General features: G+C 51.7%; 21 protein-coding genes. 16 read left to right on the top strand and 5 right to left on the bottom strand.

All coding sequences use genetic code 11. The annotated features are described in order from the left end of the window. Nucleotides 1–12 precede the first annotated feature (12 nt). Nucleotides 13–1,245 carry an MFS transporter gene (locus QEN32_RS14265; protein WP_197397562.1) on the top strand — a complete coding sequence of 411 codons (1,233 nt, stop codon included), beginning with the start codon at nucleotides 13–15 and terminating at the stop codon, nucleotides 1,243–1,245. 53 nt (nucleotides 1,246–1,298) lie between these two features. On the opposite strand, the gene QEN32_RS14260 is transcribed toward QEN32_RS14265, so the two are convergent. Both QEN32_RS14260 and QEN32_RS14255 read right to left on the bottom strand, forming a co-directional pair. After that, on the bottom strand, nucleotides 1,299–2,114 hold the full coding sequence (locus tag QEN32_RS14260; RefSeq protein ID WP_000023553.1) for a Cof-type HAD-IIB family hydrolase: 816 nt from the start codon (nucleotides 2,112–2,114) through the stop codon (nucleotides 1,299–1,301). Next, a complete protein-coding gene (locus QEN32_RS14255; RefSeq protein ID WP_000217430.1) occupies nucleotides 2,111–3,322 on the bottom strand; it encodes an MFS transporter in 1,212 nt (403 codons plus the stop codon). Before QEN32_RS14255 ends, QEN32_RS14260 begins: the two co-directional genes overlap by 4 nt. A 167-nt stretch (nucleotides 3,323–3,489) precedes the next feature. Between QEN32_RS14255 and QEN32_RS14250 the strand changes: the two genes are divergently transcribed. Continuing rightward, entirely contained in the window at nucleotides 3,490–4,110 is a 621-nt protein-coding gene (locus QEN32_RS14250) for a TetR/AcrR family transcriptional regulator (RefSeq protein WP_000661873.1), read from the top strand. Nucleotides 4,111–4,226: 116 nt separating this feature from the next. Here the strand turns inward: QEN32_RS14250 and QEN32_RS14245 are convergent, their stop codons facing one another. Next, nucleotides 4,227–5,912 carry an aspartate:alanine antiporter gene (locus QEN32_RS14245; protein WP_001024853.1) on the bottom strand — a complete coding sequence of 562 codons (1,686 nt, stop codon included), beginning with the start codon at nucleotides 5,910–5,912 and terminating at the stop codon, nucleotides 4,227–4,229. A gap of 270 nt (nucleotides 5,913–6,182) precedes the next feature. Between QEN32_RS14245 and QEN32_RS14240 the strand changes: the two genes are divergently transcribed. Next, the gene (locus tag QEN32_RS14240) at nucleotides 6,183–6,560 is read left to right on the top strand and encodes an inner membrane protein YbjM (protein WP_000680850.1); all 378 of its coding nucleotides are present in this window, start codon (nucleotides 6,183–6,185) and stop codon (nucleotides 6,558–6,560) included. A gap of 31 nt (nucleotides 6,561–6,591) precedes the next feature. Here QEN32_RS14240 and QEN32_RS14235 read toward each other — a convergent pair whose 3' ends face one another. Beyond that, nucleotides 6,592–6,855 (bottom strand): GrxA family glutaredoxin, encoded by a 264-nt coding sequence (locus QEN32_RS14235; protein WP_000495513.1) that lies wholly within the window; start codon nucleotides 6,853–6,855, stop codon nucleotides 6,592–6,594. Between the two features lie 169 nt (nucleotides 6,856–7,024). Here QEN32_RS14235 and QEN32_RS14230 point away from each other — a divergent pair, with 169 nt between their 5' ends. From QEN32_RS14230 to QEN32_RS14170, 13 genes are all read left to right on the top strand, one after another. Next, nucleotides 7,025–7,315, top strand: coding sequence for a YbjC family protein (locus QEN32_RS14230; protein ID WP_023138442.1), 291 nt, complete (start codon nucleotides 7,025–7,027; stop codon nucleotides 7,313–7,315). Continuing rightward, entirely contained in the window at nucleotides 7,299–8,021 is a 723-nt protein-coding gene (gene nfsA / locus QEN32_RS14225; RefSeq protein WP_000075300.1) for a nitroreductase NfsA, read from the top strand. Before QEN32_RS14230 ends, nfsA begins: the two co-directional genes overlap by 17 nt. A gap of 57 nt (nucleotides 8,022–8,078) precedes the next feature. Beyond that, nucleotides 8,079–8,981 carry a 30S ribosomal protein S6--L-glutamate ligase gene (gene rimK / locus QEN32_RS14220; protein ID WP_126524166.1) on the top strand — a complete coding sequence of 301 codons (903 nt, stop codon included), beginning with the start codon at nucleotides 8,079–8,081 and terminating at the stop codon, nucleotides 8,979–8,981. 96 nt (nucleotides 8,982–9,077) lie between these two features. Continuing rightward, nucleotides 9,078–9,554, top strand: a complete 477-nt coding sequence (locus QEN32_RS14215; RefSeq protein ID WP_000624814.1) for a YbjN domain-containing protein — start codon at nucleotides 9,078–9,080, stop codon at nucleotides 9,552–9,554. A 348-nt stretch (nucleotides 9,555–9,902) separates the two neighbouring features. After that, nucleotides 9,903–11,015 carry a spermidine/putrescine ABC transporter substrate-binding protein PotF gene (gene potF, locus QEN32_RS14210; RefSeq protein ID WP_023138441.1) on the top strand — a complete coding sequence of 371 codons (1,113 nt, stop codon included), beginning with the start codon at nucleotides 9,903–9,905 and terminating at the stop codon, nucleotides 11,013–11,015. Between the two features lie 87 nt (nucleotides 11,016–11,102). Further along, entirely contained in the window at nucleotides 11,103–12,236 is a 1,134-nt protein-coding gene (gene potG / locus QEN32_RS14205; protein ID WP_001000698.1) for a putrescine ABC transporter ATP-binding subunit PotG, read from the top strand. A gap of 9 nt (nucleotides 12,237–12,245) precedes the next feature. Further along, nucleotides 12,246–13,199, top strand: a complete 954-nt coding sequence (potH, locus tag QEN32_RS14200) for a putrescine ABC transporter permease PotH (protein ID WP_000105453.1) — start codon at nucleotides 12,246–12,248, stop codon at nucleotides 13,197–13,199. Then, nucleotides 13,196–14,041: a putrescine ABC transporter permease PotI gene (gene potI / locus QEN32_RS14195; RefSeq protein WP_001061629.1), complete on the top strand. Its 846-nt coding sequence runs from the start codon at nucleotides 13,196–13,198 to the stop codon at nucleotides 14,039–14,041. Before potH ends, potI begins: the two co-directional genes overlap by 4 nt. Before the next feature lie 73 nt (nucleotides 14,042–14,114). Further along, a complete protein-coding gene (locus QEN32_RS14190) occupies nucleotides 14,115–14,588 on the top strand; it encodes a YbjO family protein (protein ID WP_001668047.1) in 474 nt (157 codons plus the stop codon). Nucleotides 14,589–14,630: 42 nt separating this feature from the next. Further along, a complete protein-coding gene (rlmC, locus tag QEN32_RS14185; RefSeq protein WP_265322344.1) occupies nucleotides 14,631–15,758 on the top strand; it encodes a 23S rRNA (uracil(747)-C(5))-methyltransferase RlmC in 1,128 nt (375 codons plus the stop codon). A 294-nt stretch (nucleotides 15,759–16,052) separates the two neighbouring features. Continuing rightward, nucleotides 16,053–17,396 carry a PTS sugar transporter subunit IIC gene (locus QEN32_RS14180; protein ID WP_265322343.1) on the top strand — a complete coding sequence of 448 codons (1,344 nt, stop codon included), beginning with the start codon at nucleotides 16,053–16,055 and terminating at the stop codon, nucleotides 17,394–17,396. A 29-nt stretch (nucleotides 17,397–17,425) separates the two neighbouring features. Further along, complete coding sequence (locus QEN32_RS14175) at nucleotides 17,426–17,746, top strand: PTS sugar transporter subunit IIB (RefSeq protein WP_000655399.1); 321 nt, start codon at nucleotides 17,426–17,428, stop codon at nucleotides 17,744–17,746. Between the two features lie 9 nt (nucleotides 17,747–17,755). Beyond that, complete coding sequence (locus QEN32_RS14170; RefSeq protein ID WP_080213151.1) at nucleotides 17,756–19,243, top strand: sulfatase; 1,488 nt, start codon at nucleotides 17,756–17,758, stop codon at nucleotides 19,241–19,243. Nucleotides 19,244–19,460: 217 nt separating this feature from the next. Here the strand turns inward: QEN32_RS14170 and artJ are convergent, their stop codons facing one another. Next, on the bottom strand, nucleotides 19,461–20,192 hold the full coding sequence (gene artJ, locus QEN32_RS14165) for an arginine ABC transporter substrate-binding protein ArtJ (protein WP_000737538.1): 732 nt from the start codon (nucleotides 20,190–20,192) through the stop codon (nucleotides 19,461–19,463). Nucleotides 20,193–20,230: the final 38 nt, after the last annotated feature.

The following is a 20,230-nucleotide window of genomic DNA, read 5'->3' as shown; positions in this document are numbered from 1 at the left end:
CGAAGAGATGGTATGCAGAATCGTTTACAATCAGGCGGCAGGCTGGGACGTCAGGCGCTGCTTTTTCCTCTCTGTCTGGTGCTGTACGAATTTTCTACTTATATTGGCAACGACATGATCCAGCCGGGTATGCTGGCGGTGGTTGAGCAGTATCAGGCGGGTCTGGACTGGGTTCCGACGTCCATGACCGCTTATCTGGCGGGCGGTATGTTCTTACAATGGCTGCTTGGCCCGTTGTCTGACCGGATTGGCCGTCGTCCCGTGATGCTGGCGGGCGTCGTGTGGTTTATTGTCACCTGCCTGGCGACGTTACTGGCGAAAAACATCGAACAATTTACCTTCCTGCGTTTTTTGCAAGGGATTAGCCTGTGTTTTATCGGCGCTGTAGGGTATGCCGCTATTCAGGAATCCTTTGAGGAAGCGGTGTGTATAAAAATTACCGCGCTGATGGCGAACGTGGCGTTAATCGCGCCGCTACTGGGACCACTGGTTGGGGCGGCATGGGTGCATGTTCTGCCGTGGGAGGGGATGTTTATTTTATTTGCCGCACTGGCCGCTATCGCCTTTTTCGGGCTACAGCGCGCAATGCCGGAGACCGCCACGCGGCGGGGCGAAACGCTGTCATTTAAGGCGCTGGGCCGGGATTATCGACTGGTGATAAAAAACCGGCGGTTCGTCGCAGGGGCGTTAGCGCTGGGATTTGTCAGCCTGCCGCTGTTGGCCTGGATTGCGCAGTCGCCGATTATCATCATTAGCGGCGAACAGCTCAGCAGCTATGAATATGGTCTGCTGCAGGTGCCCGTTTTTGGCGCGCTCATTGCCGGTAATCTGGTGTTGGCGCGTTTAACCTCCCGACGTACGGTTCGCTCGCTGATCGTGATGGGCGGCTGGCCTATCGTCGCGGGGCTGATCATCGCCGCGGCGGCGACGGTGGTTTCATCCCATGCTTATTTATGGATGACGGCGGGATTAAGCGTATACGCTTTTGGCATTGGGCTGGCGAATGCCGGACTGGTGCGCCTGACGCTCTTCTCCAGCGATATGAGTAAAGGAACGGTCTCGGCGGCGATGGGAATGATACAAATGCTGATTTTTACCGTTGGCATTGAAGTCAGTAAACACGCCTGGTTAAGTGGCGGCAATGGTCTATTTAGCCTGTTTAATCTGGCAAACGGTATTCTTTGGCTACTGCTGATGCTGGTCTTCTTAAAAGATAAGCGGACGGGGAATTTGCAAACAGTCTGAGAGAGCGGCTACGCCTGATAAGCTTTCTGTTATCAGGCATAGAGAGGCATCCGCTAGATGTTAAACGGCGGCTCGTTGTTTAATACGCTGTCGATGATATCCAGCACGCCTTCCTGGTTGTTCGATCCGGCGCGGTATTTCGCCGCCGCCGCGACCGCTTCGCTGGCGTGCGACATGGCAAAACTAAACCCGGCCTGACGCAGCATCTCAATATCGTTGCCGCCGTCGCCGAATACCACCACTTCACTATCATGAATGCCCCAGCGCTGCTGTAACAGACGCAGGCCGTTGGCTTTATGCACGCCGGGAATTATTAAATCAATACTGCCATAGCCGGTATGAACGGGGACCATGATATCGCCAATGGCGTCGTGCAGTGCCGCCTGTACTTCCGGTATCCGTTCATCGGTAATATTAAGGCCGAATTTGAAAAAGACATCGTTGATGTTATTAAAATTATCCACAAACTCCAGACGATGATAATACATTGCCGCAACGGCTTTTAACGCATCGTTGTACCGTTTCAGCGTATAGGCGCTGTTTTTTCCACAGGCGATAATCTCCACATCGGCGCGTGTGAGCAGGTGTTCGACAACCGTCTGGAAGTCGGCTTTTGTCAGCTCGCCGTTAAAAATATCCTCTCCTTCGCTGACCACCCAACCGCCGTTTTCCGCGACAAAAGCGATTTCGTGCGCAATTTCCGGAAAGAACGAGATTAACTGGTAATACTGGTTGCCGCTGGCCACGACAAAGCGAATGCCTTGCCGCTTCATTTGTTGGTACTGCGCCATAAACCGGTCACGGTTATAGGTTTTTTGATCGCTCAGAAAAGTGCCGTCCATGTCGACGGCGATTAATTTGATACTCATGCGTTATGCTCCATCACCGGTTGCGGAGTCGATACAGGTTTGGCGACGGCCTTCGCCACCAGCGCCGCCAGAATAACCAGCGCCAGCACAACCATCATGGCGCTGCGTAATCCATAATGCTCTCCCAGATAGCCCAACAGCGGCGGCCCGACCAAAAACGCCAGATAGCCGGTCGTGGCGACAACGCTCACGCGCGTCGGCGCGTCGGGACCGGTATCGCTGGCGGCGGAAATGGTCAGCGGGAAGCCGAGCGAAGCGCCTAAGCCCCAAAGAATGACCGAGACGCCGGCGACCCAGTCGCTATCGACAAAAATAATCAGGCCAATGCCCAGCGCTCCCATCAACGCGCTGGCGCGAACAACCGTCACCCGGCTATAGCGGTCAATAAACCAGCCGCCGGTAAAGCGGCCAACGGTCATACCAAGCGTGAAACCGGCGTAGATCAGAGAGCCGGAGGTTGGGCTAAAACCGTGTCCGTCTACCATCAGTAGCGGCAGCCAGTCATTCGCAGAGCCTTCGGCGAATGCCATTGCCAGCACCACCACGCCAATAAGCAAAAGCTGGATGTCCCGATAAAAAGGTAATCCTTTTTCCTGAAGGTGAGCATCTTCCGATGCGTTTTTACCCGTACCGTCAGGGATCGCCCGAATGGCGATAAAAATGGGCGCGATCGCCACGGCAGCCGCGAGGATGATATGGATGTTAGCCGGGACGCTTAATGCGGTTAACGCCATGCCGACACCAGCGCCCGCCAGCGTGCCGAAACTGTAGAAACCATGCATCATCGGCAGAACGGTTTTATTCAGCTCGCGTTCGACCGCCGCGCCTTCGACATTAATCGCCACTTCGGCGGCGCCAAAACTGGCGCCGAAAACGGCTAATCCAAGGGCAAAAATCAGCGGCGAGGCGCACCACAGCGCGACGCTAAGAATAACCATCCCGGTTACTGCGCAGGTCATCGTCGTGCGAATAACCTTCCGGGTGCCAAATCGTTTCACCAGCCAGGCGGAACAAAGAATACCGCTCATTGAACCGATAGAAAGCCCGAATAAGACCGCCCCCATTTCCGCGGTAGAGACGGAAAGAATATCCCGAATAGCAGGCGTTCGGGTTGCCCAGGAGGCCATCAGCAGTCCGGGTAAAAAGAAGAACATAAACAGCGCCCAGGTACGGCGTTTTAAGGCGTTACGTGAGGAGAGGACGGTCATAGCGTCAGGCCAGAAAATAGAAGCGAGAGGTAAACATTAGCAAGCTTGTGTACATTTGTACATATCATCGTCATACTTCATTGTGCAGACAGTTTTTACTGTCTGTTTTTTCAGCGTAAACGGCAGGCTACTATCGCCTGCATCCTGAATGAGATGTGGAACTCATCATGAAAGAAAATGCCGTAAGACGCGCCAATGATCCTAAGCGACGGGAAAAAATAATTCAGGCCACACTGGAAGCGGTAAAGACCTATGGCGTTCATGCCGTGACGCACCGGAAAATCGCCGCTATCGCTCAGGTGCCGCTTGGCTCGATGACCTACTATTTTGCCGGTATGGATGCGTTATTGAGTGAAGCTTTTACACTTTTCACCGAGAACATGTCGCGTCAATACCAGGATTTTTTTGCGCAGGTGACGGATGCGGAGGGGGCGTGCCAGGCGATAACGGAAATGATTTACGGCTCGCAGGTTACGACGCCGGATAATATGGCGTTAATGTATCAGTTATATGCCTATGCCAGCGATAAGCCAGCGTTAAAAATAGTCATGCAAAACTGGATGCAGCGTAGCCAGAATACGCTGGCGCAGTGGTTTGACGCGCAGACCGCCCGCGCGCTGGATGCGTTTATCGAGGGGATGACGCTGCATTTTGTAACGGATCGAACGCCGCTGGCGCGTGAAGCGATTTTACAGATGGTAAAGCGAATCGCCGGAGAGTCAATGTCGTGTCACTCTGCGTCAGGCAACAAAAAACCCACCAACCTTGAACCGAAATGGCGGGGTTGATGGGCTCCACAAAATGGGGACATCAAAGAAAAGCAGTGGCAATAGGTATGACTGATGCTTTAACGAAAAGTTCGACCTATTGGCAAAATTTTTTCACTTAAAGGCAAACTTCAGTTTTATCCTAACCCCGGCCAGATGATGACAATAAGCGTCCCCGCCAGCGTTAGCAGAACGTTGGCGATAGCGTAAGTCCCCGCATAACCCAGTGCTGGAATATTACTGCGCGCCGTATCGCTAATGATTTCCATCGCCGGGGCGCAGGTACGCGCGCCCATCATGGCGCCGAACAGCAGCGCCCGGTTCATGCGCAGCACATAAGCGCCAAACAAGAAGCAGATCACCACCGGTACCAGGCTGACGACAAGCCCGGCGATCAGCATTTGTCCGCCGACCGCGCCCAGACCGTTGCTGATACCGCTGCCAGCGCTTAAACCAACGCCTGCCATAAATACCATCAAGCCGAATTCTTTCACCATGTTAAGCGCGCCCTGCGGAATATAACCAAAGGTAGGATGGTTAGCGCGCAGGAAACCGAGCATGATCCCGGCGAACAGCAATCCGGCCGCGTTGCCGATGCCGAAACTAAAATTGCTGAACTGGAAGGTAATCATCCCGATCATTAACCCGATGATAAAAAAAGCGCAGAAGGCGAGCAGGTCCGTCACCTGACTATGGATCGAAATAAAACCAATGCGATCGGCGATGGTTTTTACGCGTCTGGCGTCGCCGCTCACCTGTAACACGTCGCCTTTATTCAGCACGACGTTATCGTCGATAGGCATTTCGATCTGGCTGCGGATGACGCGGTTAAGGAAGCAGCCATGATCGGTCAGCTTGAGCTGAGCGAGGCGGCGACCGACCGCATTGTGGTTTTTCACCACAATTTCTTCCGTCACGATGCGCATATCAAGCAGATCGCGATCAAACACTTCCTTACCATTACGGAAGCTGGGATCGAGCCTGGCGTGCGCGTCCGGATAGCCGACCAGCGCAATCTCATCGCCCATTTGCAGCACCGCATCGCCATCCGGGTTCGCCAGAATACCGTTACGGCGAATACGTTCGATATAGCAGCCTGTCTGGCGGTAAATACCCAGCTCGCGCAGGTTTTTACCATCAGTCCAGGCCACCAGTTCCGGGCCAACCCGATAGGCGCGGATAACCGGCAAATAAACCTTTCGATTAGCATCGGTATCCAGACCGCGCTCGCGAGCAATTTGCTGGGCGCTGGTTTGCAAATCCTGATGCTGCAGTTTAGGCAAGTAGCGCGCGCCCACGATCAGACTGACCAACCCAATCAGATAGGTCAGGGCATAGCCCAGGCTCAGATTATCAAGAGCGGAGGAGAGTTGGGTGCTGGCGATGCCGGAATGTCGCAGGGTATCGCCTGCGCCAACCAGCACGGGCGTGGATGTCATTGAGCCGGCCAGCATACCGGCCGTCAGGCCGATATCCCAGCCGAATAGCTTACCAAGGCCTAAGGCGATTAGCAGAGCGCTACCGACCATGACCAGGGCAAGCATCAGATAATTTTTACCGTCGCGAAAAAAAATCGAAAAAAAGTTGGGGCCAGCCTCGACGCCGACACAAAAAATAAACAGCATAAATCCCAGATTTAGCGCGTCGGTGTTAATACTGAAGTGTTGCTGCCCTAATAATAGAGAGACCACTAAAACGCCAATGGAATTACCAAGTTGGACTGAACCCAGACGTAACTTGCCAAGACACAGGCCAAGAGCCAGGACCACAAATAATAACAGGATGTAATTCCCATTTAACAAATCTGCGACGTTTATATTCACGGAGACTAACTTCTTGTTTACGAGTAAGCTGTTGAAAGAAATGGTAATTTACGCTACTGTTTTTATCATGAATTAAGGGTGCAATCGTATTGCATACAGCATCCAAATAAAAACAACACAACAATATATCCTGCTAGTTTAATCTTATTGCGTACTAACGGCTATAAGAATCGTGCAGGTGTGTTTTTGGCATGGAATGCCACATGACTTTATCTGACTGGATGCCTCACGGCGGAAAGCGTGTTCGATAGAGAGTGTCAGGAGGAACGATTGAAACATAAACACGGGTGGGCAAGCGTTGTCTGCTGCTTTGTACTCTTTATTGTGGTGTGTCTTTCATTAACTATGCATGTACAAGGCGCTTTTCGCGCGGCAGGGCATCCTGAGATTGGACTGTTATTTTTTACGTTGCCTGGTGCGGTGGCCAGTTTTTGTTCTCACCGACGCGAGGTGATCCGACCGCTGATCGGGGCGATGCTGGCGGCGCCGTTTTGCCTGGTGTTAATGCGCGTGGTATTTATGCCTACCCGATCGTTTTGGCAAGAACTGGCGTGGTTATTTAGCGCCGTATTCTGGTGTGCGTTAGGCGCGCTCTGCTATTTGTTTATTAGCAGCCTGTTTAGCCACCGGCGAAAAAAACGCCGATAGCGCCCTCCGGTAGAGGGCGTTGCCAGAGCAATCAGGCGAAAAGATTCAGATTTTCTTTTGCCCATGCTTCAAAATCCGTACAGCCGCCGATATGTTTTTGATCGACAAAAATCTGCGGTACGGTTTCTACAGGTTTACCTACGGTTTTTTCCAAATCCGCTTTAGTAATGCCTTCAGCATGGATATCAATATAGCGGTAGTTAAAATCGTCGCGTTCTTTGCTCAGTTTTTCCGCCAACTCTTTTGCACGCACGCAATAAGGGCACCCTGGGCGGCCAAAAATAACAGTAAACATATCTCTCCTCGAACATAAAGCCAGACGGCGAACAGGTGTTATCATGCCGCGATTTACGGCAGATGAAAAGCAGGTTACGCCTGTTCCTTTGATAACCCAGGGCTATATCTGTTAAGCACGCCGGACCAGAACGTTCTACACTGTGCGTCAGTTAACCGGGAGGCTTGATATGCGCACGATTGGCGTGTTACCCAAAAGCATACTGATACTGGAATGCCTCGGTATGATTTTGCTGGCGCTTGCTCTGCTATCGCTTAATCATTACCTTACGCTGCCCGCGCCGTTCAATACGTCGCTGGCTGGCGTATTGATGGTTTTCCTCGGCGTCGTGTTGATCCTCCCCGCCGCGGTGGCGATGATGTGGCGTATTGCGCAGTTACTGGCGCCGCAGTTGATGAAACGTCCACCCGACATTTCTTCCCGTTCAGATAGAGAAAAGCATAATGAGTCCGACCATTGAACTTCTTTGTGGCCATCGTTCTATTCGCCATTTCACCGATGAACCCGTGACTGACGCGCAGCGAGAGGCCATTATTGCCGCCGCGCGCAGCACGTCCAGTTCCAGTTTTTTACAGTGCAGCTCTATTATCCGTATTACCGATAGGGCGCTGCGCGAGGCGTTAGTGCCCCTGACGGGCGGGCAAAAGCATGTGGCGCAGGCCGCTGAGTTCTGGGTATTTTGCGCCGATTTTAATCGTCATTTGCAGATCTGCCCTGACGCGCAGTTGGGGCTTGCCGAGCAACTGCTGCTCGGTGTCGTCGATACGGCGATGATGGGGCAAAATGCGCTGACGGCGGCGGAATCACTGGGGTTAGGCGGCGTATATATCGGCGGCATCCGTAACAATATTGAATCTGTTACAGAACTGTTAAAATTGCCGAAGCATGTATTGCCGCTCTTTGGCCTGTGTTTGGGATGGCCTGCGGATAATCCGGATCTGAAACCGCGCCTGCCTGCCGAGCTTGTGGTTCATGAGAACCAGTACCAACCGCTTGATGAAAAGCTGCTGGCGCGCTATGACGAGCAGTTGGCTGAGTATTATCTGACCCGCGGCAGTAATACGCGACGCGATACCTGGAGCGATCATATCCGTCGCACCCTGATTAAAGAAAATCGCCCATTTATCCTTGAATATTTGCATAAACAGGGCTGGGCGACGCGCTAAAACCTGCGGGCCAGTGTATGATACGCGGGCTTTTCAGGGTTTTCAGCGAGGTGCAGGGTGAAAATTGCCATATTGTCCAGGGATGGAACGCTCTATTCTTGCAAACGTCTGCGCGAAGCGGCGATGCGGCGCGGCCATCTGGTCGAGATACTCGATCCTCTTTCCTGCTATATGAATATTAATCCGGCTGCGTCGTCGATCCATTACAAGGGGCGTCGTCTGCCCCATTTTGACGCCGTTATTCCCCGTATTGGTTCGGCCATTACCTTTTATGGTACCGCTGCGCTACGTCAGTTTGAGCTACTGGGTAGTTATCCGCTGAATGAATCCGTCGCCATTACCCGCGCGCGCGATAAGCTGCGATCGCTACAACTTCTGGCGCGCCAGGGGATCGATCTTCCCATTACCGGGATCGCCCATTCGCCGGATGATACCAGCGATCTTATTAAGATGGTTGGCGGGGCGCCGCTGGTCGTGAAGCTGGTAGAAGGCACGCAAGGGATCGGCGTGGTATTGGCGGAGACGCGTCAGGCTGCTGAAAGCGTTATTGATGCGTTTCGGGGGCTGAATGCCCATATCCTGGTTCAGGAATACATTGGCGAAGCTAAAGGATGCGATATTCGTTGTCTGGTCGTCGGCAATGAGGTTGTGGCGGCGATTGAGCGGTGCGCGAAAGCCGGTGATTTTCGCTCCAATCTTCATCGTGGCGGGGTGGCCAGCATCGCGACGATCACGCCCCGTGAACGGGATATCGCCATCAAAGCCGCACAGACGCTGGGGCTGGATGTGGCGGGTGTCGATATTTTACGCGCCGCGCGCGGGCCGCTGGTGATGGAGGTGAATGCCTCGCCGGGACTGGAAGGTATCGAAAAGACTACGGGCGTGGATATCGCGGGGCGAATGATTCAGTGGATAGAACGTCACGCTACGCCTGAATTTTGCCTTAAAATCGGCGGCTAATCGCAATCGTGGATTCCGCCGTAGTACGAAGCACGCTTTTTGCGTAAGCTGTGCCGGTAATTTTTTCATCGTCATCGTAAGAGGTAGCACATTATTATGATATCACTGGTCGTTCCCACTCTGGATACGTTGCGTCAATGGCTCGACGACCTGGGCATGAATTTCTTCGAATGTGATACCTGCCAGGCGCTGCATTTGCCGCATATGCAGAATTTTGACGGCGTCTACGATGCTAAAATCGATTTGGTGGACAACACCGTTCTTTTTTCCGCGATGGCGGAGGTCAGGCCTTCCGCGTTGCTGCCGCTGGCGGCCGATCTCTCTGCTATCAACGCCAGTTCGTTGACGGTAAAAGCCTTTCTCGATATGCAGGATGATAATCTGCCAAAACTGGTTGTGTGCCAGTCTTTATCCGTTATGCAAGGCGTCACCTACGAACAGTTCGAATGGTTTGTTCGCCAAAGTGAAGAGCAGATTTCTATGGTGATCCTTGAGGCCGGGGCGCATCAGCTTCTGTTTAACGCGGAAGAAGACGCGCAAAAAACCAGCGCGGTTGACCATTTTCTTCACTGATCCCTCCCGATAATCAGGCAGTCGCTGCCAGCGCGGCTGCTGTTTACGTTTTTTTATGCTGACGTTAACCTTTATTTAAAGAATTATTCACCTCCTTTCTGACCATTTCGCTTTATCACATAGACAAAACCTGCATAAAAAATTGATAAAAGGCGTTTTTTAATCTGGGCTATAGCCTCAAACCTTAGCTAAAGTTATTCTTGCGAAGCTTCTATAGCGAGCTTGATGGCAGGGAGGGCGACCTCTCTTCTTCATTTGTATCAAATGAAAAGGTATGCACATTTCAGGCATGTTTTAAACCACGCCTAATGGGTTCATTTGTTAACGGATTTCAGAAGGAAAGCGATGATGACCGCCTTAAAGAAAAAATGGCTATCGGGTCTGGTTGCGGGTGCTCTGATGGTCGTCTCTGTCGGCACGCTCGCTGCCGAACAAAAAACGCTGCACATTTATAACTGGTCAGATTATATCGCGCCGGACACGGTGGCGAACTTTGAAAAAGAGACCGGGATTAACGTTATCTATGATGTCTTTGACTCTAACGAAGTGCTGGAAGGCAAGTTAATGGCAGGCAGCACCGGGTTCGATCTGGTGGTGCCATCGGCCAGTTTTCTTGAGCGCCAGCTCACCGCGGGCGTTTTTCAGCCGCTGGATAAAAGCAAACTTCCCGGCTGGAAAAACCTCGATCCTGAACTGCTGAAACTGGTAGCGAAGCACGATCCTGACAACAAATACGCCATGCCCTATATGTGGGCCACGACGGGCATTGGCTATAACGTTGATAAAGTGAAAGCGGTGCTGGGGGATGATGCGCCAGTGAATAGCTGGGATTTAGTCCTCAAGCCGGAAAATCTGGAGAAGCTAAAAAGCTGCGGCGTCTCTTTCCTTGATGCGCCTGAAGAAATTTTTGCCACCGTGCTGAACTATCTGGGTAAAGATCCGAATAGCAGCAAAGCGGATGACTACACCGGCCCGGCAACCGATCTGTTGTTGAAGCTACGGCCAAACATTCGCTATTTCCACTCCTCGCAATACATTAACGATCTGGCTAATGGCGATACCTGTGTGGCCATCGGCTGGGCGGGCGATGTCTGGCAGGCCGCTAACCGGGCGAAAGAGGCGAAAAATGGCGTCAATATCTCTTTCTCGATCCCCAAAGAGGGGGCAATGGCGTTTTTTGATGTGTTTGCCATGCCGGCTGACGCCAAAAATAAAGACGAGGCCTACCAGTTCCTTAATTATCTGCTGCGCCCTGATGTGATTGCCCATATTTCCGATCACGTTTTCTACGCCAATGCGAATAAAGAGGCGACGGCGCTGGTCAGCCAGCAGGTGCGCGATAACCCGGGAATTTATCCGCCGGCGGATGTGCGGGACAAGTTGTTTACCCTGAAAGTGCAGGAGCCGAAGATTGATCGCGTCCGCACCCGCGCATGGACGAAGGTGAAAAGCGGTAAGTAATTTATTAACGGTATGGCCTGATAAGCGTGCGCTATCGGGCATTCCACCGTTTGTATCGTTTGATTGTGTTATGCCGGAGAGCGCCTTGTGAATGATGTCCCCCACCGCCCGCAGGTGAAAACCCGTAAAGCGCTGACGCCGCTTCTGGAAATTCGCAACCTGACGAAGTCATTCGACGGGCAACATGCTGTCGATGATGTCAGTCTGACTATCTATAAAGGCGAGATTTTTGCCCTGCTGGGCGCGTCAGGTTGTGGAAAATCGACTCTGCTACGGATGCTGGCAGGTTTTGAACCGCCGAGCAGCGGGCAAATTATGCTCGACGGCGTCGATCTGGCGCATGTTCCGCCGTATCAGCGTCCGATTAATATGATGTTTCAGTCCTATGCGTTGTTTCCGCATATGACGGTAGAGCAGAACATCGCTTTTGGTCTGAAGCAGGACAAACTGCCGAAGGCGGAGATTACCAGCCGCGTCAATGAGATGCTGGGTCTGGTGCACATGCAGGAGTTTGCGAAACGTAAGCCGCATCAGCTTTCCGGCGGTCAGCGTCAGCGCGTGGCCCTGGCGCGCAGCCTGGCGAAACGTCCTAAGCTGCTCTTGTTGGATGAACCGATGGGCGCGCTGGATAAAAAATTACGCGACCGGATGCAGCTTGAAGTGGTGGATATCCTTGAGCGCGTCGGCGTGACCTGCGTCATGGTGACGCACGATCAGGAAGAAGCGATGACGATGGCGGGGCGCATTGCCATCATGAACCGTGGAAAATTTGTGCAAATTGGCGAACCGGAGGAGATTTACGAGCATCCGACGACCCGCTACAGCGCCGAATTTATCGGATCGGTAAATGTTTTTGAGGGCTTACTGAAAGCGCGTGAAGAGGACGGTCTGGTCATTGACGCGCCCGGTTTGGTTCATCCGTTAAAAGTCGATGCAGATGCCTCTGTCGTTGATAATGTGCCGGTATATGTGGCGCTACGTCCGGAAAAAATCATGCTCTGTGAGTCGCCGCCTGCCGATGGCTATAATTTCGCCGTCGGCGAAGTGGCGCATATTGCGTATCTCGGCGATCTGTCTATTTATCATGTGCGGCTAAAAAGCGGGCAGATGATCAGCGCTCAACTGCAGAATGCGCACCGTTACCGGAAAGGGTTACCGACCTGGGGCGATGAAGTGCGTTTGTGCTGGGAAGCGGATAGCTGCGTGGTCCTGACGGTATAAGGGGGAAACATGAGCACACTTGAACCTCCGGCACGCATCAGTAAACCTGGCGGCGCGGCGCTATGGTTGGCGCGAATGCAAATGAAACATGGGCGTAAGCTGGTTATTGCTTTGCCTTATATCTGGCTCATTCTACTGTTTTTACTGCCGTTTCTTATCGTCTTTAAGATAAGTCTGGCGGAAATGGCGCGGGCGATCCCGCCGTATACCGATCTGCTGGAATGGGCTGACGGTCAGTTGTCGATTACGCTCAACCTCGGCAATTTTTTGCAACTGACCGACGATCCGCTCTATTTCGAAGCCTATCTGCAATCGTTACAAATTGCCGGTATTTCCACAATCTGCTGCCTGCTGCTGGGCTACCCGCTGGCGTGGGCGGTGGCGCATAGCAAGCCCTCCACGCGCAATATCCTGCTGCTGTTGGTGATCCTGCCCTCGTGGACGTCTTTTTTAATACGCGTCTATGCCTGGATGGGCATTTTGAAAAACAACGGTGTGCTGAACAATGTGTTGCTGTGGCTAGGGGTTATCGATCAGCCGCTGACGATCCTGCACACTAACCTGGCCGTCTATATCGGCATTGTTTATGCGTATCTGCCGTTTATGGTTCTGCCCATTTATACCGCATTAACGCGTATTGATTATTCGCTGGTGGAAGCGTCGCTGGATCTCGGCGCCCGACCGCTGAAAACATTTTTTAGCATCATTGTCCCGCTCACCAAAGGCGGAATCATCGCCGGCTCGATGCTGGTTTTTATCCCGGCAGTGGGCGAGTTCGTGATCCCGGAACTGCTTGGCGGGCCGGACAGTATCATGATTGGTCGCGTCCTGTGGCAGGAGTTTTTCAATAACCGCGACTGGCCGGTGGCTTCTGCGGTCGCCATTATTATGTTGCTGCTGCTGATAGTCCCGATCATGTGGTTCCATAAACATCAGCAAAAAAGTGTGGGGGAGCATGGATGAATAACTTACCGGTCGTTCGCTCGCCCTGGCGCATTCTGATTCTGGTGCTGGGGTTTACTTTTCTCTATGCGCCGATGTTAATGTTGGTGATTTACTCGTTTAACAGTTCGAAGCTGGTGACGGTGTGGGCGGGATGGTCGACGCGCTGGTATGGCGAGCTCTTTCGGGATACCGCCATGATGAGCGCAGTGGGACTAAGCCTGACAATTGCCGCCTGCGCGGCGACGATGGCGGTGGTGCTCGGTACTATCGCCGCGGTGGTGATGGTGCGATTTGGACGATTTCGCGGCGCAAACGGCTTTGCGTTTATGATCACCGCGCCGCTGGTGATGCCGGATGTGATTACCGGGCTGTCGCTGCTGCTGCTGTTTGTCGCGCTCGGTCATGCTATCGGCTGGCCCTCCGATCGCGGGATGCTGACCATCTGGTTGGCGCACGTCACGTTCTGTACCGCCTACGTGGCAGTGGTGATCGCTTCGCGATTACGCGAACTGGATCGTTCGATTGAAGAGGCGGCGATGGATCTTGGCGCGGCGCCGTTAAAGGTCTTTTTTGTCATTACGTTACCGATGATCATGCCCGCGGTGATCTCGGGCTGGCTGTTGGCCTTTACGCTTTCCCTTGACGATCTGGTGATTGCCAGCTTCGTTTCCGGTCCCGGCGCCACCACGCTACCGATGCTGGTTTTCTCCAGCGTGCGCATGGGCGTGAACCCGGAAATCAACGCGCTGGCGACGTTAATCCTCGGCGTGGTAGGAATCGTCGGATTTATTGCCTGGTACCTGATGGCGCGAGCGGAAAAACAGCGGATTCGCGATATCCAGCGTGCAAGACGCGGCTGAAGCCACTAAAATCTTCCACTATGGCAATGCGTTGCCGCGCGGGTCGCGGCATCATTTTCAGGGAAGACATTCATTGGGATTTATAAAGCAATCAACCTCATCACATGCCCGTTTAAATGTGCCTACGCTGGTGCAGGTTGCGGCTATGGCGATTATTTTGATTCGCGGTCTCGATGTGCTGATGATTATGAATACCCTCGGCATACGCGGGATGGGCGAGTTTATTCATCGCAGCGTGCAGACGTGGAGCTTAACCCTGGTCTTTCTGGCAAGCTTAGTGCTGGTCTTTATTGAAATTTATTGTGCGTTTTCGCTGGTGAAAGGCCGTAGCTGGGCGCGCTGGGTGTACCTGGCGACACAAATTATTGTGAGCGGATATCTGTGGGCGGCGTCGTTAGGCTACGGGTATCCGGAGTTGTTTAGCATCGCGGGAGAATCGAAGCGTGATATCCTGCATTCCCTGGTCATGCAAAAACTCCCCGATCTTTTAATTCTGTTTCTGCTGTTTATTCCCGCTCCCAGCCGTCGGTTCTTCCGGCTGCAATAATGTGTATAATCGTCGCCCCGGATAATATGAAGGTTTTTTGGTATGCAGTGCGCACTCTATGACGCGGGTCGCTGCCGTTCCTGTCAATGGATTACGCAGTCGGTTAACGAACAACTTTCCGCAAAAACAGCCGATTTACATCGTTTGCTGGCCGGGCTGCCTGTTGAACAGTGGTGCGCGCCGACTGGAGGCCCGGAACAGCGTTTCCGCAACAAAGCGAAAATGGTCGTGAGCGGTAGTGTAGAAAAACCGCTCTTCGGGATGCTGCATCGCGACGGTACGCCGGTCGATCTTTGCGGCTGCCCGCTGTATCCCGCCTCCTTTGCCCCCGTATTCAGCGCGCTAAAACCTTTTATTGCCCGTGCCGGACTCACGCCTTATAACGTGGCGCGAAAACGCGGCGAACTGAAATACCTGTTGCTGACGGAAAGTCAGTTCGATGGTGGCATGATGCTACGCTTCGTGTTGCGTTCAGAAAACAAACTTACGCAACTGCGCGCGGCGTTACCGTGGCTGCGCGCGCAACTGCCGCAGCTCAGAGTGATCACCGCAAATATCCAGCCGGTACATATGGCGATTATGGAAGGGGAGACGGAAATCTACCTGACGGATCAGCAGGCGCTGGCGGAACGTTTTAACGATGTGCCGCTATGGATTCGCCCGCAAAGTTTCTTTCAGACCAACCCTACGGTCGCCAGCCGATTATATGCGACGGCGCGCGACTGGGTAGGGCAACTGCCGGTACGCCATATGTGGGATCTTTTTTGCGGAGTGGGCGGATTCGGCCTGCACTGCGCGACGCCGCAGATGCAATTAACCGGTATTGAGATCGCGCCGGAGGCGATTGCCTGCGCGAAGCAATCCGCTGCCGAGCTGGGATTGACCCGCCTTCATTTCCAGGCGTTGGATTCCACCCAATTCGCCACCGCACAAGGTGAAACGCCCGACCTGGTGTTGGTGAATCCTCCCCGCCGCGGCATTGGCAAGCCGTTGTGCGATTACCTTGCACAAATGGCGCCGCGTTTTATTATTTATTCAAGCTGTAACGCGCAGACGATGGCGCAGGATATTCGTCATCTGCCGAACTACCGTATTCAACGTGTTCAGCTTTTCGATATGTTCCCGCATACCGCGCATTATGAAGTGTTAACACTGCTTTGCAGGCTGTAGCGCCAAAAGCCAGACATACAAAATATCTATATTAACTATCTAATTATCCATAAATAATAATAACCATGATCGATCGATAAAAAACTCCGATCGATCGTGGTTATATATTACCCTATTTTTGCAAATCAAATCACAAATAATCACTTTAAATCTTTTAATGACTAATTTTGATTATTACAGTGCGTGTAAGGCAAAATTAGACAAGGTGGTTTATCGGGTAACTTTCAATAGCATCAGCGAAGCAATACGTAACGTCAGTAAAGGGGTCAATCATGACAACGAATAGGCACGCTTATGGAGGGCGTTCAGACGATGTTTGCCAAATTTATAGATGTTATTCAAACGTTTTTAACTGAACCGGCAATATTAATTGGGATATTAGTCGGTGTTGGCTATGCGCTGGATAAAAAGACGCCTATAAAAATTATCACCGGTATGATCAGCGCGATGGTCGGTTTGATGATGGTGTTATTTGGCGGCTTTCAATTTTCAGCCACTTTTAAACCGGTTGCAGAGGCAGTCAGCAAAGCTTATGGCGTGCATGGATACTTAATGGATTCATATGCCATGAAAGCCGCGACGCAAATAGCGCTGGGCGATAATTTCGGCTATGTAGGATACGTTTTTGTACTGGCGTTTTTTACTAACCTGTTATTAGTTTTATTTGGCCGTTATACCGGCGCAAAAGGTATATTTCTTACCGGTAATACCGGGGTCTCTCATTCACAGGCGGTACTGTGGTTAATCGTCTTCTGGCTGGAGTTCGGTTGGGTACAATCCATTGTGATTGCCGGGGTATTGACCGGGGTCTTTTGGGCGTTTTCAACTACGCTTATTGTTAAACCCATCGCCAAAGTGACCAATAACGCCGGTTTTACCATTGCGCATAACCAGATGCTGGGACTGTGGTTTTTCTCGAAATTCGCGCATAAATTCGGCGATCCGGAAAAGCATGACGCCGAAAACCTGAAACTTCCCGGTTGGTTAGCCATTTTTAACCACAACGTGACGGCAATCGCCATTGTGATGACGCTCTTCGTTGGCGGTTTTCTATTGGCGACAGGGATCGATAACGTACAGTTAATGGCGAAAGGCAAACCCTGGTATATTTATATCATCAATCTGGGCCTGCAATTCTCTATGTATATGGTCATCTTGCTGCAGGGCGTGCGGATGATGGTAGGCGAAATTAACGGTTCGTTTAAAGGATGGCAGGATCGCTTTATTCCTAACGCTATACCGGCTGTGGATGTTGCTGCTTTATTACCTTTTTCGCCGAACGCGGCTACGCTGGGATTCGTCTTTTGTACCTTCGGCACGATTTTTTCCATGGGCATTCTGCTGCTCATCCATAGCCCTATTATGGTATTGCCTGGTTTTGTTCCGCTCTTCTTTTCCGGCGGTCCCATCGGCGTATTAGCCAACCGAATGGGGGGATATCGTTCCGTTATTATTTGTACTTTCCTGTTAGGGATTATTCAGACTTTCGGTACGGTATGGGCCATTCCTTTAACCGGGCTGGCAAAAGAAGGCGTGGGCTGGACGGGAATATTTGACTGGGCGACTCTGTGGCCTGCAATTTGTGAATTACTGAAATTTATTGCTTCAACGTTCCATCTTGGTCCTTATTCCATTTAATTGATTCGGTTTATATAAAGGATTTTATTATGAAAGATTCTGTAAATATTTTATTCGTATGCGGTTATGGTGTAGGCAGTAGCGTAATGTTACAGACTGTTGTTAAAAAAGCGTTAGCAAAATATGACTTCTCTTTTGATATGGAGCATACGGCAGCGGGAGAGGTCGGTGGATTTACCGACTGGGCAGATATTTATGCGATTTCGAAAAAATTGCTTGATGTTGTTAGCCTCGATCCTAAACACGGACAATATCTCATTCCCATTGAAAATATCATGGATGGCGAATCAATAGGTAAACAGATTTACGATGTGGTAGAGAAAAATTTTCCGCACCTGCTCAACAAATGAGGGTGAGTCATGAAAGCGATTATTCTGCTGTTTGACAGTCTGAATAAAAACTATTTGCCGCCCTATGGTGATTTGCTAACGAAAGCGCCTAACTTTCAACGCCTGGCGGCACATGCCGCCACCTTTGACAATAGTTATGTCGGCAGTATGCCCTGTATGCCAGCGCGTCGGGAACTGCACACCGGGCGCTATAACTTTCTGCATCGTGAGTGGGGGCCGCTGGAACCCTTTGATGATTCCATGCCGGAATTATTGAAAAAAGCGGGGATCTACACCCATCTTATCAGCGATCACCTGCATTACTGGGAAGACGGCGGCGGTAACTACCATAACCGCTATAGCTCCTGGGACGTAGTACGCGGTCAGGAGGGCGATCACTGGAAGGCGAGCGTTGGCGAGCCGCCCATTCCGGAAGTACTGCGCGTTCCACAAAAACAAACCGGAGGCGGCGTTTCCGGGCTATGGCGTCATGACTGGGCGAACCGCGAATACATCCAGCAGGAAGCCGATTTTCCCCAGACGAAAGTTTTTGACGCCGGGTGCGATTTTATCCATAAAAATCATGCCGAAGATAACTGGTTATTGCAGGTTGAGACGTTCGATCCGCATGAACCGTTTTATACCACCGAGGAATATTTATCGCTCTATGACGATGAGTGGCAAGGCCCGCATTATGACTGGCCGCGCGGCAAAGTCAGTGAAAGTGAGGAGGCGATAGCGCATATTCGCTGTCGTTATCGGGCCCTGGTTTCCATGTGCGACCGCAATCTGGGACGTATCCTTGATCTGATGGATGAACACGATCTCTGGCGCGATACGATGCTGATTGTCGGTACCGATCACGGCTTCTTGCTGGGGGAGCACGGTTGGTGGGCTAAAAATCAAATGCCCTATTATAACGAGGTGGCGAATAACCCGCTGTTTATCTGGGACCCGCGCAGCGCGGTATGCGGAGCGCGACGGCAGTCGCTGGTGCAGATGATTGACTGGGCGCCAACGCTACTGGATTATTTTCAGCAACCTATTCCCGCAGATATGCAGGGCCAACCGCTGGCGAAAGTCATTGCCAGTGATGAACCCGTCAGGGAAGGCGCGCTGTTTGGCGTGTTTAGCGGACATGTTAATGTTACCGACGGACGCTATGTTTATATGCGGGCCGCGCAGCCGGGGCGTGAGCATGACATTGCGAACTACACGTTAATGCCGATCAAGATGAATGCGCGTTATGACGTGGATGAACTGGGAAAATTATCTCTGGCACCTCCGTTTAACTTTACTAAAGGGCTTCAGGTATTACGTATTCCGGCCAGGGAAAAATATAAAGGTGTGAATAGCTTTGGTCATCTCTTGTTTGATCTCAGAGACGATCCGCAGCAGCTGCATCCTATTCATGATGAGGCCATCGAAGCAAGGATGATCAACTTACTTATCCGTTTGATGAAAGAAAATGATGCTCCGGCGGAGCAGTATCGCCGTCTGGGTCTGGATGTTATCTAAAACGTAACAATGTTGTAAGCCGGGTACGCGTTAGCGTCACCCGGCAAGTATTAGTCCGAATCGCCTGTTGATGCAGGCCTTTGAGACTGATGACAAACTGTAGAATGCTCAATGGCGCTGCGCTTATCAGGCCAGGATAGTTTCCGATGGCGGCCCGTGGGCTGAATAAGGTATTTATACTGCCATTTCGCAACACTGTGGGCTAACCACATACGTTTTACTGCGGGAACCACTGATCGCTGATTTTCTGATAAGTGCCGTCCGCTTTAATGGCGGCCAGCGCATTATTCAGTTTTTCCAGCAACGCCTTATTGTCCGGGCGCACCGCGATGCCAAGTCCGGTACCGAAGTATTGCGGATCGGTCACTTTCTCTGTTGCCGGACCCAGTTGCGGATTCGTTTTCAGCCACTCATTGACCACTGCGGTATCGCCAAAGACACCGTCAATACGGCCATTTTTCAGGTCGATAATCGCATTCTGGTAGCTGTCGTAGGCCACGGTTTTGACCTCCGGATGTTTATCCTGGAGATATTTTTGATGCGTGGTGCCATTTTCCATACCGATACGCTTACCTTTTAGATCGGTAAAGGTTTTATAGGTGTCTTTTTTGGCAATCACCAGCGCGGAGTTCGCATAATAGGGATTGCTAAAGGCGACCTGCTTACTGCGCTCCGGGGTAATGTCCATTCCGGAAATGACGGCATCATATTTTCTGAATTTCAGCGCCGGGATAAGACTATCGAAAGCATGATTGGTAAAAGTACATTCTGCCTGCATTTGCTTGCATAATGCGGTTGCCAGATCGATATCGAAGCCCACAATTTTATTACTCGCATCCAGGGATTCAAACGGGGGATAGGTGGCGGAAACCCCGAAATTGATTTTTTCAGCGGCGATGCTGCCAGTGGCGAAAGAGGCGAGTAATGCAGCCAGAACTAACTTTTTCATGATGTCACTCCCGTAATCTTATGATTATGCGCCGTGTC

This window comes from Salmonella sp. SA14318 (assembly GCF_029866905.1).
Lineage (GTDB): Bacteria > Pseudomonadota > Gammaproteobacteria > Enterobacterales > Enterobacteriaceae > Salmonella > Salmonella enterica.
Note: the sequence above shows the minus strand (reverse complement) of the source record. Positions and strands in the feature narration are given on the sequence as shown.

Bases quoted from the DNA above. Each gene is read 5' to 3' on its own strand.
- QEN32_RS14265 (WP_197397562.1), top strand. From the start codon at position 13: ATGCAGAATCGTTTACAATCAGGCGGCAGGCTGGGACGTCAGGCGCTG.
- QEN32_RS14260 (WP_000023553.1), bottom strand. From the start codon at position 2,114: ATGAGTATCAAATTAATCGCCGTCGACATGGACGGCACTTTTCTGAGC.
- QEN32_RS14255 (WP_000217430.1), bottom strand. From the start codon at position 3,322: ATGACCGTCCTCTCCTCACGTAACGCCTTAAAACGCCGTACCTGGGCG.
- QEN32_RS14250 (WP_000661873.1), top strand. From the start codon at position 3,490: ATGAAAGAAAATGCCGTAAGACGCGCCAATGATCCTAAGCGACGGGAA.
- QEN32_RS14235 (WP_000495513.1), bottom strand. From the start codon at position 6,855: ATGTTTACTGTTATTTTTGGCCGCCCAGGGTGCCCTTATTGCGTGCGT.
- QEN32_RS14230 (WP_023138442.1), top strand. From the start codon at position 7,025: ATGCGCACGATTGGCGTGTTACCCAAAAGCATACTGATACTGGAATGC.
- nfsA (WP_000075300.1), top strand. From the start codon at position 7,299: ATGAGTCCGACCATTGAACTTCTTTGTGGCCATCGTTCTATTCGCCAT.
- QEN32_RS14215 (WP_000624814.1), top strand. From the start codon at position 9,078: ATGATATCACTGGTCGTTCCCACTCTGGATACGTTGCGTCAATGGCTC.
- potF (WP_023138441.1), top strand. From the start codon at position 9,903: ATGACCGCCTTAAAGAAAAAATGGCTATCGGGTCTGGTTGCGGGTGCT.
- potH (WP_000105453.1), top strand. From the start codon at position 12,246: ATGAGCACACTTGAACCTCCGGCACGCATCAGTAAACCTGGCGGCGCG.
- potI (WP_001061629.1), top strand. From the start codon at position 13,196: ATGAATAACTTACCGGTCGTTCGCTCGCCCTGGCGCATTCTGATTCTG.
- rlmC (WP_265322344.1), top strand. From the start codon at position 14,631: ATGCAGTGCGCACTCTATGACGCGGGTCGCTGCCGTTCCTGTCAATGG.
- QEN32_RS14180 (WP_265322343.1), top strand. From the start codon at position 16,053: ATGGAGGGCGTTCAGACGATGTTTGCCAAATTTATAGATGTTATTCAA.
- QEN32_RS14175 (WP_000655399.1), top strand. From the start codon at position 17,426: ATGAAAGATTCTGTAAATATTTTATTCGTATGCGGTTATGGTGTAGGC.
- QEN32_RS14170 (WP_080213151.1), top strand. From the start codon at position 17,756: ATGAAAGCGATTATTCTGCTGTTTGACAGTCTGAATAAAAACTATTTG.
- artJ (WP_000737538.1), bottom strand. From the start codon at position 20,192: ATGAAAAAGTTAGTTCTGGCTGCATTACTCGCCTCTTTCGCCACTGGC.